General features: G+C 32.2%; 10 protein-coding genes. All 10 read left to right on the top strand.

What is annotated here, in order from left to right:
• Positions 1–4 precede the first annotated feature (4 nt).
• A complete protein-coding gene (locus D8M06_RS09775; RefSeq protein WP_158591776.1) occupies positions 5–1,096 on the top strand; it encodes a polysaccharide pyruvyl transferase family protein in 1,092 nt (363 codons plus the stop codon).
• 36 nt (positions 1,097–1,132) lie between these two features.
• Entirely contained in the window at positions 1,133–2,323 is a 1,191-nt protein-coding gene (locus D8M06_RS09770; protein WP_121204219.1) for a glycosyltransferase, read from the top strand.
• 27 nt (positions 2,324–2,350) lie between these two features.
• Complete coding sequence (locus D8M06_RS09765) at positions 2,351–3,538, top strand: glycosyltransferase (RefSeq protein WP_121204218.1); 1,188 nt, start codon at positions 2,351–2,353, stop codon at positions 3,536–3,538.
• Positions 3,539–3,578: 40 nt separating this feature from the next.
• Entirely contained in the window at positions 3,579–4,721 is a 1,143-nt protein-coding gene (locus tag D8M06_RS09760) for a hypothetical protein (RefSeq protein WP_121204217.1), read from the top strand.
• Between the two features lie 28 nt (positions 4,722–4,749).
• Positions 4,750–5,250 (top strand): hypothetical protein, encoded by a 501-nt coding sequence (locus tag D8M06_RS09755; protein ID WP_121204216.1) that lies wholly within the window; start codon positions 4,750–4,752, stop codon positions 5,248–5,250.
• An 86-nt stretch (positions 5,251–5,336) separates the two neighbouring features.
• Positions 5,337–6,527 carry a glycosyltransferase gene (locus tag D8M06_RS09750; RefSeq protein ID WP_121204215.1) on the top strand — a complete coding sequence of 397 codons (1,191 nt, stop codon included), beginning with the start codon at positions 5,337–5,339 and terminating at the stop codon, positions 6,525–6,527.
• Between the two features lie 15 nt (positions 6,528–6,542).
• Positions 6,543–8,315: an ABC transporter ATP-binding protein gene (locus D8M06_RS09745; RefSeq protein WP_121204214.1), complete on the top strand. Its 1,773-nt coding sequence runs from the start codon at positions 6,543–6,545 to the stop codon at positions 8,313–8,315.
• Positions 8,316–8,347: 32 nt separating this feature from the next.
• Positions 8,348–9,538: a phosphotransferase gene (locus tag D8M06_RS09740; protein ID WP_121204213.1), complete on the top strand. Its 1,191-nt coding sequence runs from the start codon at positions 8,348–8,350 to the stop codon at positions 9,536–9,538.
• Between the two features lie 36 nt (positions 9,539–9,574).
• The gene (locus D8M06_RS09735) at positions 9,575–10,312 is read left to right on the top strand and encodes a 4'-phosphopantetheinyl transferase family protein (RefSeq protein ID WP_158591775.1); all 738 of its coding nucleotides are present in this window, start codon (positions 9,575–9,577) and stop codon (positions 10,310–10,312) included.
• Positions 10,313–10,343: 31 nt separating this feature from the next.
• Complete coding sequence (locus tag D8M06_RS09730; RefSeq protein ID WP_121204211.1) at positions 10,344–13,685, top strand: non-ribosomal peptide synthetase; 3,342 nt, start codon at positions 10,344–10,346, stop codon at positions 13,683–13,685.
• Positions 13,686–13,714: the final 29 nt, after the last annotated feature.

Genomic DNA, 13,714 nt, shown 5'->3' with positions numbered 1-13,714 from the left:
AATAGTGAAGAAGATATTAGTATGTGCATACTTTGCAAAAAATTTAGGTGACGATTTATTTTTGAAAATATTATTTGACAGGTATCCGAATGTAGAATGGGATTTATTAACTGCAAACAGAAATTATAAACGTATTTTCGAAAATTACCGTAATGTTAAAATTACGTATTTATACAGGGGGCTCAATTTTAGAAACCATAATTATAATCCCTTCTATTTGTTAAATGATTTATTTCTTAGCTATAAAAAATATGATGCATTCATAAATATTGGTGGATCAATCTTTATGCAAAGTCCTGCATGGAAGTTAAAGTTAAGTGAAAGGGAATACCTTTTAAGGAAATTTAAAAAACTAGGAAAAAAGGCATTTGTATTAGGTGCTAATTTTGGGCCATATAAGGATGAGCAATTTATTGAAGAATATAAGGAATTATTTTATGAATATGATGATATTTGTTTTAGGGATACTTATTCATATACTATTTTTAAGGACCTTGACAATGTAAGATTAGCTCCGGATATTGCTTTTTCTTTAGGGTCAAAGGTCAAGCGAACTAATGAAAAGTCAATTGGGTTTTCTATTATTGATTTAGAAAAACTGGAAGGATTAAAGGAATACTATGAGCCATATAATGATAAGGTAATCAGCTTAATAGAAGACTATATTAACCAAGGCTACAAAATAAAATTATTCTCATTTTGTGATAATGAGGGTGATTTAAAAGTAATTAACTTCATAAAAGAAAATATTAATTCTAATTTTTCTTCTGATTTACAGGTATTTAATTATGATGGGAATATAGAAACTTTTTTAAGAGAGTTTAAATCGTGTCAAATAATAATAGGAACAAGATTTCACTCGGTTATTTTAGCAATGTTAAATAATCAGCCATTCTTTCCAATTATATATAATGAAAAAACATATAACTTATTAGTGGATTTAAAAATGAATAAGGTTTGTTGCCATATAAAAGATATAGAAAACCTAAGTGTAGAAAGTGTAGTAGAGGCAATAAAAAATAATACATTTAATAATAGTAAAGTTTTTCTAAATGCTGATAAACAATTTGAAAAATTAGATGTATTTTTAGCATGAAAAAGGGTTCAAATGGATATAAAAGGGGTGATTAAAATGAAGAAAAAACTTTTATTCGTGATTGATTCATTGGATACTGCAGGTGCGGAGAAAAGCTTAGTTACGCTTTTATCCATGTTGGATTACTCAAGATATTCTGTTGACCTGCAATTGTTTGCGCACGGGTATCCATTAGAAGAATTAGTCCCAGAGGAAGTTACAATTCTTAAACCCTTAAAATATACTAATTTTGTGAAGAAGACCTTAAAGGAAGCATTAAAATATGCTATAACGAAGCGTAAGTTCAAAATGCTCGCTTCCAGACTTAAATATTCAACTCGAATTCGCAAAAAAAAATATAGCAATCCACAAAAGGCCATAATTTATTGGCAAAGTGTTTCTAGTGTAATCGAAACTAATCCAAAGGTATATGATGTTGCAATTAGTTATGCGCAAGGCGTTCCAACATATTATGTTGCGGAAAAAGTTAAAGCAAGAAAAAAATTTGCATGGGTGAATGTTAGTTATCGACTAAATGAAATGGAAAAGGGGTTTCAAAAAGGATTTTATGATCAATATGAAAAAATAGTTGCTGTATCTGATTCAACGAAAGAAACATTACTAGAATCTTTCCCTAATTATGAAAATAAAATTAATATTATATACGATGTAAATAATCCCAAATTTATTTCCAGTATGGCAAGTATAGGGAATAGCTATAAGGATTCTTTTGATGGGTTAAGAATTTTAACTGTTGGAAGATTAGCAAACCAAAAGGGTTATGATCTTGCACTAAAGGCATGTTTAAGGCTTAAAGAAAAAGGGATAAATTTTAGATGGTATGTATTAGGAAAAGGCCCATTGAAAAATGAGATTGAGGAATTAATTGAAAAATTTGATTTAGCAGGTCATTTTATTTTGCTAGGAGTAGAAGCAAATCCATATTCATTCTTCAAAAATACTGATATATACGTACAAACATCCAAGTTTGAGGGCTTTGGCCTAGCAATTGCTGAGGCAAGAATGCTAAATATCCCAGTAGTTACAACTAGATTTGATGCAGTGTATAATCAAATGATTCATGGGAAAAATGGTCTTGTTGTTGATATGAATGCTGAGGCAATATGTGATGGAATTTTGAAACTGATAAATGATCATGAATTAAAACAAAGTATCATTGATTACTTACATAACGAGAAGAAAGGAAATATCGAGGAAATATCAAAGTTTTATCAGTTAATCGGTTAATATCTATATGAAAGCGAGATAAACTAAATGAAGAAAAAAGTTGTATTTATGATCATAAATATGAATGTTGGTGGAACGGAAAAGGCCCTACTTAATATGATAGCTGAGCTCCCAAAAGAGAACTTTGAAGTAACCATATTAATGTTAGAAAAGTATGGAGGGTTCTTAGATTTGATTCCAAATCATGTCCATATAGAATATGTAAGTCTCTACGACGATATAAGAGATATGGTAAATAACCCTCCGTTAAAAGTAGCTTGGAAGACAATGGAGAAAGGTAAGGTAATAAGTGCATGTAGCATAATTATTCTCCATCTACTTTCTAAGCTAAGGAAGGAAAGAAGTATATTCTATTTTTATTTATTAAAGAATGTACCTGTCATGAAAACAAAATTTGACATTGCAGTTGCTTATGCTGGTCCAATGGATCTCATAAGCTATTTTATTGCAACAAAAGTGAATGCTAAAAAGAAAGTCCAATGGATTCACTTCGATATTACTAAAATAGGCTTTAATAAATATTTTGCTGCCAAAGTTTATAAAAGGTTCGATAAAATTTTTGTCGTTTCGAATGAAGGAAAAGAGAAGGTAATAAATCAGTTGCCTGTTTTAAAGCATAAAACCGAGGTCTTTTTTAATTTAATATCAGCAAATTTGATTACTGAAGCTGCAATAGAAGGAAAAGGATTTCAAGATGATTTTAATGGTATTCGAATAGTAACGGTTGGTAGACTAACGGTTGAAAAAGGCCAAGATCTAGCCATAAAGGCATGTTCAAAATTAATTGAGAATGGATTTAATATTAGATGGTACTGCGTTGGGGAGGGGGATTCCAGAATAAGGTATGAGGAGATGATAGATAACTTACATTTAAATGAACACTTCATTTTATTAGGAGAGGATCCTAATCCATACCAATATATAAAAGATTGTGACATATATGTACAGCCTTCTAAACATGAAGGTTATTGTATTACATTAGCCGAAGCTAGGGCTCTTAGAAAGCCGATTGTAACGACTAATTTCATAGGGGCAATAGAGCAAATTAAAAACAATGAAACAGGTATTATTGTCAATGTGGATGAGTTTGACATTTATCAGGCAGTAAAGGAATTAATTAACCATCCAAAACAATGTCGTGAATTTAGTTCCAACTTATCAAAAGAGACACATAATAATAAGTTTGAGATGGAGAAGATTTATCGTCTTGTTTAAGTGTTATCTATAATTGATGGGATAAGGAGGAATGATAAAAATGAGTATGTTAACAATACATAGTCCAGAAATAGTGGAAACCGATGAAGGGGTAAAATTGCAGTCTACATTTGAAATGGATGGTAGTAGTGACATCCTTTGGTATGAGGTGGAAAATAAGTATCGTGATTATCTGACTGTTGAAAGAGTAGATGCCTTTGTCGTGGGACTGTTTTTATTAGCATTCAAAAAGGGATATGATATTCAAGTTTTAGGATCTATTTCGGAAAGACTTTATTATACGTTAAATATGCACCTTTTACCATTGACAGCTGAAGTTCGTGGATATACACCAATTAAGATACACTGTGATAATTTGGTAGCTGATCCCTTGACAAATGCTGGGGGTGTGGGTACAGGACTTTCTTGCGGAGTAGATACGTTTACAACGATATGCAGTCATTTAGCAGGCGAATGTCCTAATGATTATAAAATCTCCCATTTTACATTTTATAATGTTGGATCGAATGGAACTTTAGGTGGAGCTAATGCAAGATCCTTATTTAAAAAGCGTGTAAACTTAGTGAAACCATGTGCAGATGAACTGGGAATAGATTTGATTACAGTAGACTCAAATATTAGTGAGATTTTACACATGGGGTTTTATGAGACACATTCATATCGAAATATTTCTGCAACACTGGCACTACAGAAGCTTTTTCATGTCTATTATTATTCATCGGCATACTCATTGAAGTATTTTGAATTAAAACCAGGAAGCCCTGGTCATTATGACGTTTTTAATATGAGCATGCTATCAACAGAAAATCTTAGTTTCTTTTCAACAAACCCATACGAGACGAGAGTAGAAAAAACAAGGGTTGTTTCACAATATAAACCAGCAGAAAAGTATCTCAATGTTTGTATTGTTGATGGGGTTAATTGTGGTGGCTGTGAAAAGTGTGTAAGAACGCTATTTACTATAGAGGTTTTAGGGAAGTTAAAGGAGTTTTCATCTATATTCAACCTTGATAATTATTATAAGAGAAGGGATAAATATATAGCTAAAATTCTAGCATATCGTGATTCTGATGATTATATGCAAGAAATTTATGAAGAAATGGTAAAACTAAATTTTAAAACTCCGGTATATTCAAAGCTTGCAGCTAATTATCTGAAGATGAGAAGAATCGTTTGGAGATAAAAAATCCACGTAAATTGAGGGATTAAAAATGAAAACTGGTCACTTGATAAATGAAGTCTTTTGGCTCAGGTGCATCGCTTGTCTAGCTGTAACATTTGGTCATGCACTGCAAATTGGAAACACTGTTTTAGCCTTTTTAAGTAAATATAAAAAGATAGTATTCTTGATGCCGTTTGTGCTATTAGTTTGTACGTTGCTTATGAATAAGTTCTTTTTAATTGACCAAAGTTCAAAACGAGTAGATATGTTATTATATGCTGCTTCTATGATATTTTTATTTATGTATTTATCATCCAAGGTTAAAAAGACTCCAAAATTAATAATAACAATTAGTAATTATTCATTTAGCATTTTCTTGTTAAATGAATTTTTCTTTTTAGTATTTCTATATGTAGAACCGCCGGATTTTATGAATATATTTAGCTATTCTTTTATAGTCTTCCTATTAAATATGCTTTCATCTATTATCACTACTGCATATTTGTTGAATGAAATTAGCATAGGTAAATATTTAGTAGTAAAATTATGAAATTCAAGATTGAGAATAGCCGAGAATCTATTAGAAGTGCAAGTGCTGGTCAGATTAAAGCTTATTAAAAGATGGAGGGGTTAGAGATGAAGAAAGTGTTATTTATGTTAAGCAGTATGAATATTGGTGGTGTAGAAAAATCTCTATTATCCCTTCTGTCAGTTATACCAAAAGAAAAGTATGATATTACTATACTATTGCTTGAAAAAAAGGGTGGCTTTATAGAGTATGTCCCTGATTGGATAAAGGTAGAGGAAGTAACATGGTATAAAAAGGTAAAACCGACTATTATACAGTCACCATACATGACGGTAAGGGATTATTGGAACAACAGAGAGTTTTTCAAGATCCCTTCATTCGTAAGCTCATACATTCTCTCTGAAAAGTTATTTAAAGATAGGTACATATTTTATAAAAATATTTTTAAAGTTATTCCACAGCACATAGAGGAATATGATGTTGCTATTTCCTATCAGGGACCAACCGATATAATTGATTATTTTATAGCGAATAGAGTAACTGCTAAAAGGAAATTATCCTGGGTTCATTTTGACGTTTCCAAACATATGATTAATGAAAAACTGTATAACAAGTTATATAAAAAGTTTGATAAAGTTTTCGCTGTCTCAAAAGAAGCACAAAAGAAACTAGTAGAAAAGATACCTGCTATGGAAAATAAGACAGAGGTATTTATGAATATCCTTTCTAAAAAGATAATTAAAGAAATGTCAAAAGAAAAAGTTGATTTTGATGAAAATTATGAAGGAATTAGGATTGTAACTGTTGGTAGGTTTTCCAGAGAAAAAGGACAGGATATTGCTATTAAAGTTTTATCTAGACTAAGACAAAATGGATATGAAGTAAGGTGGTATTGTGTTGGGGACGGGAATCAAAGGAAACTGTATGAACAGTTAATTAAAGAGTATGATTTAATAAATGACTTTATTTTATTGGGTGCTAAAACCAATCCTTTCCCATATATGGAAAGGTCAGACATTTACGTTCAACCATCCAGACATGAAGGTTATTGTCTAACGTTAGCAGAGGCCAAATGTCTAAATAAGCCAATAGTAACAACTGATTTTATTGGAGCCCATGAGCAAATCATTAATGGACATAATGGTTGGATTGTAGAAATCAGTGAAGATGAGTTATATGAGCAAATTAAATCTATTATTAAAGACCCTATAAAACAAAATAAATTAGTTATTAATTTATCTAACAATGAATTGGATACAACTATTGAAGTTGAAAAATTGCTTCGTTATATAAATTAGAAAGGAGAGAAAACATTGAAAAATGTAGTTAAAAAATTATTAACTCTTTTCAATAAAAGGGAAAAGAAGAAGTTAATCATTCTATTCTTTATGATGATAGTAGCTGCCTTATTTGAAACGATAGGAATAGGGTTGATTGTACCTTTCGTAGGGATAATAACAAATCCTAGTGTCATTCATGAACAAGCAATTTTATCCTATATATATATAATGTTTTCCTTCCAATCAACAACAACATTTGTCATATTTTCCGTTGTAATGTTGTTGATAGTATTTGTTTGTAAGAATCTTTACTTACTCTTATTCAACTATGTCCAATTCAGAGTTATCTTAAATCAGCAAGTGAAGTTATCCCGTGATTTATTTAAAGAATATTTAACAAAACCATATACTTTTCATTTGCAACGAAATACAGCAGATTTACTCCGTAATGTAAATGGAGAAGTATCTAAGGTATTTCAGGGGGTCATCATGTCGGGATTTCAATTATTTACAGAAGTCCTTGTCACTACCTGTATATTAATATTATTACTGGTAACAGCACCAGTAGCATCGATGGTGGCTTCTATTTTGTTAGGAGGAAGTGTCATTCTATTTTTCGCATTTCTCCGTAAAAAAATTAGTAGTTTAGGTAGAGAACAACAAAAAGTAAGTGGAACGATGATTAAATGGGTTAATCAGGGGTTAGGAGCAAGTAAAGAAGTTAAAGTATCAGGTAAAGAGAATTTTTTTATCAAATCCTACACTGGTCAAAGTCAAATTAAGGCGAACAACAGCAGATATATGAAAATGTTAGAACTAATACCAAGGTTATTCATAGAAACAATATTAGTATCGATTGTTCTTGTAACGATGCTAATTATCGTTTTCCAGGGTACAAGTACAACACAACTTATTTCAACAATGGCACTATTTGCGATGGCAGCATTTCGATTAATGCCTTCTATTACCCGTATTGTGTCATTAATAACAACGATTCGTTACAGTCAACCAGCATTAGCTGTAGTCTATGAGGATTTATTTATGAATAAAGATGAATCTCCAAATATTGGACGTATTGATACAGCAGTGATTAATCAAGGAAAAAGATCATTTGTCGATTCCATAAAATTAAATGAAGTATCCTTTCGTTATCCTAATCAGAAGAAGTATTCAGTGAAGGGTGTTTCTCTTACTATTCCAATTGGCCAATCGGTCGCATTTATCGGGGAGTCTGGTGCCGGTAAAACAACGCTTGTAGATATTATCCTTGGACTGTTTAAGCCAGAAACAGGAAGTATTTTAATAGATGGTAAAAGTATATACGCTGACAAATCATTATGGCAGCAAAAAATAGGTTATATTCCACAGTTCATATTTTTAACCGATGATACCATCCGTGGCAATGTTGCTTTTGGAATCAAGGAGGGGCAGATTGATGATGAAGCAGTATGGAGAGCGCTAGAACAGGCACAATTAAAAGAGTTTGTAGAAGCACTTCCTGATCAATTGGAAACATCAGTTGGAGAAAGAGGGGTAAGACTTTCTGGTGGTCAACGTCAGAGAATCGGAATTGCTAGGGCAATATACCATAATCCTGAAATATTATTTATGGATGAGGCAACATCAGCTTTGGATAATGAAACTGAACGAGACATTATGAGGGCGATAGATGGATTGAAGGGTGAAAAAACATTGATTATTATTGCTCATCGACTAAGTACGATAGAAAATTGCGATATTGTGTTTACAATAAGCAATGGAAAATTAGCAAAGACTGAGGATAAATGGAAGAGGTCAGTTATGTAAGGGATTATTAATTTATAAAGGTGGTGATAAATATGAGTGAAAGTACAGGTTATAAATATGTACTATTTGATAAAAAAATGTATATAAATATCGAACAAAGTATTATTACACTTTTCTTTACTCTCTATAGTAAGACAAAGTCATTCGGAATATTTGAAGGACGAACTAGATTTAAGTTACTAAACCTTTTACCAATTTTTGTAATTAGAGCAATTCGCGTATTAAAGTTCACTTGCAACTTTTATAAAGTTAGAAAGGGACATAAGGAACGCAGAAATTTGCAATTTGTAACTACTGAACATTATGGACATTTTTTATTAAAGTTGCGCCAGGGAGAATTAAAAGTTTTTGATTTAAAAAAACGAGTGGTAACTACTGTTTTCCCTAGCTATATATCAAAGATAGAAGTTAATGAAAGGATAGATATTGTTAGAAGGGCAACAAGATGCAAATTAACACCAAGACTTATTGAGTGGAATGTCATAGAACGTTATATAAAGGAAATCTATGTAAACGCTAGAAGGCCATCTTATAAGTTTACTAATTTAGCAACATTCTATTCTGAGGTTTTCCCCATACTTGAAGAAATATTATCAACATTGAGACCGAAGAAAACTATTCTCTCTAGTTATGTTAAGAATAAAATTGTTAATTTGGAATTATTGATAGAGAATTCAAAAATCAACCAAGAAAATGCAGCCGATATGAAAGCTATAAAAGACTTTCTAGCATACATTCAAGAATCAATTAATACTTATTATCAGGAGGAAAAAATATATTTGGTGTTTTCACATGGTGATTTATGGGAAGGAAATATTCTTTTAGGTAGGAGTCAATCTTATGTTATAGACTGGAATACTGTTGGTGTTCGTAGTTTTTACTTTGACTTTTACTATACAATGTTTATGCTGGCATCTAAAAGAAAACATTTTAATGAAGTAGACATAAATGGCATTGCCAAGTTAACTCAAGTTTTAGACACAAGTTGCAGTTTGTTTTATGACGAGCTAAAAGAAAACTACACGTACGAGTATGATATAAAAACTTTATCTGGACAATATGATTTATATCGCTATTTGTTTTTTTTGGAATTAGTTAGCCTCAAGTTTGAAGGAACAAATGATAATAGGGTAAAACAAATTGGAGAAGTTTTAACATGGATAAAAAGATTTAAACTATTTGAGAGTTATATAGAAAAGATTCCCCAAATAAAAATAAGTTAAAAATACGAATATTTATTAATGATGTGGAGGGTTTCCATGGGGCATTTTAAAGAACAACCACAACAACGTTTCACTTATTGGGAAGACGTTACTGAAATCACACAGGTAGCTTCTAGAAAGAAATTCCAAACTGGACAGGAGGTTCATACCTGGCTAGCATCCATGGATTTTGAATTACAAATTTATAATATGCTTTCTCCAGATGAAAATGTTAATGCAATGAAGTTTAGATTCATTCGTGACCAGCACCGATATATTACATCTCATGCAATTTTACGAATTATCATATCCAAATATGTTAAGGAAGATTCCTCTTCTATAAAGTTCGGTAAAAATAAGTATGGAAAGCCCTTTTTAAACTACCAAGAGGGGGAAGACGCAGTTCGATTTAATATGTCATATTCTGAAGGTGTAGTGTGTTATGTTGTTTCGGCGAAGAATGAAGTTGGAATTGATCTCGAATATGTTAAATCTGATTTTGACTGGTTGGGCATAGCAAAAAGATACTTTTCTCAAAAAGAAGTGAACCTTTTAAAAAGATTGCCTAAGGGTAACCAAATTAAGGAGTTTTTCAACTTTTGGACGCGTAAGGAAGCACTATTAAAAGCTAAAGGAATAGGATTAAGTGGTATGGAAGAAACCAAAGACGGTGAATTTATGACGAATTCCTCTTTGGTTTCATTTAATTATGGAGAAGATTTTATAGGGACATTGGCAATCGGTTCTGAAAATCCCCACGTTCGCTTTTTTCGCTTTACTGATCATGATGGATAACTGTTTTTATATAATGTAAGGAGTGAAAGTAATGAATAATATTATCTTGGAAAAAAAGAATAAAGAACGTGATTTAGAATATTGGCAAAGCAAAATAGGAGTCAAACCAGCTGAGCTAACTCTTCCATTTGACCATCCGAGACCATCTGTATCCAGTTTTGAGAGTGAATTCTATAATTTTACTATTGAGAAAGATATTAAGGAAAACATGAAGGACTTTTCCAAACAGGAGAATGTTTCCACTTCTATACTTATCATGACCATACTTAAAATATTATTGCATCGTTATTGTAACGAGGAGGATATTAGTATTGGTGCTCATATTTCTAAAAAAGAACAATTGAACATTAATACCTTAGTATTGAGAACACAACTACAAACAGATATGACATTCCGGGATGCTTTAAAAGAAGTAACGAAAGTGGTGCTAGAAGCTTACGAGCACCAAATATCTTTTACAAGACTTGTAGATGAATTTGGTGAAAAACTAAATGGTAATAATCCCTTTTTTCAGGTAATGCTTAATATACGAAATTTAGATTTTATAAATCAAGAAAAATCAGCACATGGACTAGAAAAGGCTGATATTGATTATAGCGGTTTTGTTGATCTGAGCTTAGAGATTAAAGAAATGCATAATGGGTTGAAATGCTCTTTCTTATATGATAGGGAACTCTTTGAAAAAGAAACCATTATCCGGATATCAAGGCATTTTAATAGACTACTGGAGGAGGTACTTGTTAATCCTGAAATTACAATTTCTCGAATTCCTATACTAACAAATCAAGAGAGAAATCAGTTACTTGTGGAATGGAATAAGCCAACAATAAGTTACCCTAGGAATTCCAGTATAAACCAGCTATTCGAAGAACAGGTAAAACTACATCCTGACAATGTTGCCTTAGTTTTTGGGGATAAAGAGATGACATATAAGGAATTGAATAAGCGAGCGAATCAAATAGCTAATTACCTAAGGAAATTAAACCTTACAAACAAAGATCTAGTGGCTATTTGCCTTAATCGCTCTATCGATATGTTGGCCAGTATTTTAGGGGTACTTAAAGCTGGTGGAGCATATGTACCAGTAGACCTTTCGTATCCTAAAAAGAGGATAGGTTACATGCTGAACGATTCTGGTGCGTCCTATGTAATCACTACAGAAAGCATTTCTAACAAACTTCCTAATTGTAACTCTAAACTTATATGTATAGATAAGGAAGTTGAAACAATTGCAACTCAACCTTCTGAATTTTCCCAAACCAGTGATCCCGAAAACTTAGCTTATGTAATATATACTTCAGGATCAACAGGAAAACCCAAGGGTGTTTCAATTAGCCACCGTGGTGTTGTACGGCTAGTAAAGAATATTACTTATGCAAACATAGAAAAGGAAGATACCTTTATTAATCTCACACCTATAGCCTTTGATGCATCAGCATTTGAAATTTATGGTTCATTATTAAATGGGGCAAAACTTGTTATCTTAAATTCTAATAAGCCGACTTTTAAAGAAATAGCAAAGGAAATAGAAAAGAAAAAAGTTACTATATTGGGTACGACACCTAGCAAATATAATGTATTGCTTGAGGATTATACTAAATATTTGAAAGGATTAAAGCAAGTATTATTAGGAGGTGAAATACTTCCTGTTAGGCTTGCCCAAAAATCCTTAAAAAGGTTAAAGGGTTGTCATTTAATTAACGTATATGGCCCGACTGAGAATTCTGTTAATACAACGAGCTATCATGTTAAAGGCGAGGTATCAGAATCCTATACCATACCGATAGGTCGCCCTATCTCCAATGATCGTGTGTATATATTAGATAAATACCTTCAACCTGTTCCGATTGGTGTTATTGGGGAATTATATATGTCGGGAGATGGTATTGCGAAAGGTTATTTGAATAGGAAAGAATTAACTAATGAAAGATTTATTCCAGATCCCTTCCATAAATCAGAGGGAAGATTGTATAAATCAGGTGATTTGGTACGTTACCGTTCAGATGGAAATATTGAATTTATAGGAAGGAAGGATGATCAAGTCAAGATTAGGGGAGCTCGAATTGAACTAGGGGAAATTGAGTCCATCGTAGGATTATGTCCAGGGGTGCGTCAAGCTGTGGCAGGAACATATATTGATAGGACTGGAAATAAAGATCTTGTTGCTTATGTGGTGATGAATAATGGTGTGAAATTTGATCAACAAAAGATACGTTTTTTTATTCAAGACAAATTACCACAACAGATGGTCCCTACTTTTTTTGTGGAATTAGAAGATGTTCCCATTACACCGGTTGGTAAAATAGATCGTAAACGATTACCAGAACCGGTCATATCAGTATCAGAACAAATTACCTTACCCCGGAATCAAACAGAAGAAAAGTTGGTACAATTGTGGGAAACATTATTAGGAGTAAAACCAATTGGGGTTAAAGATCATTACTTTGAATTAGGTGGAAATTCCTTGCTAGCAATGCAATTGTTCTCTGAAATTGAAAAGGAATTTAATAAAAATTTGCCTGTTTCTATCATATTTAAGGACGATACGATAGAAAAGTTAGCTAAACATATTACATCAAATGAGAGTTTAATAGATACGTCGTCTTCATTAGTTCCGATACAACCATTAGGAATAAAGCCGCCATTTTTTTGTATTCATGGAGGAGGTGGGGAAGTATTGGTGTATAGGGATTTGGCATTAGAATTGGGAGATGAACAACCATTATATGGGTTAAAATTTGTAAACAATGAAGTTAGCGGCGAATCAATTAGTGTGGAAATGTTAGCTGATAGATATATAAAGGAGATCAGAAAAATACAACCGACTGGTCCCTATCACCTACTTGGATATTGCTTTGGTGGGGCCATTGCCCATGAAATGGCTTATAAGCTGCTTGAGGAACGACAGAAGGTTTCGTTACTAGCTATTCTCAATTTTGCTAATCCAATGCGTAAACCAGTAGAAATAACGAATTCAGTAAAAAAATCAAATAATTATAAAGTAATAATAGGAAGTAATCTACGACAGCTATTTAATATGCCGTTAAAACAGAGGGCCACGTTCTTAAAGAGTAAAGTTAAAAATGCTATACAGTTAGTTAGAACTTCACCTGCTACAGTAAAGGTATCGAATAGAACTATATTAAGAGAAGCGATTAATCTATACAAACCTAATCCATATCCGAATAATATGTTACTTATTCGAGCAAATGAATACAAAGGTTATGAAGAGAATTTGGGATGGGATACAACAAAAAATGGCCGTATATATGAATACAATATGCAAGCTGACCATGAGGCTCTTTTGAAAGAGCCAAACGTTAAATTGGTCGTTAAATACCTCGGAGAGTATTTAACGAAGGTGAATCAATGAAATGGCATTATAGACATGAGAGAAAACGG

The sequence above is a fragment of the Oceanobacillus halophilus genome, from assembly GCF_003628505.1.
GTDB classification, from domain to species: Bacteria; Bacillota; Bacilli; order Bacillales; family Amphibacillaceae; genus Oceanobacillus; species Oceanobacillus halophilus.
Note: the sequence above shows the minus strand (reverse complement) of the source record. Positions and strands in the feature narration are given on the sequence as shown.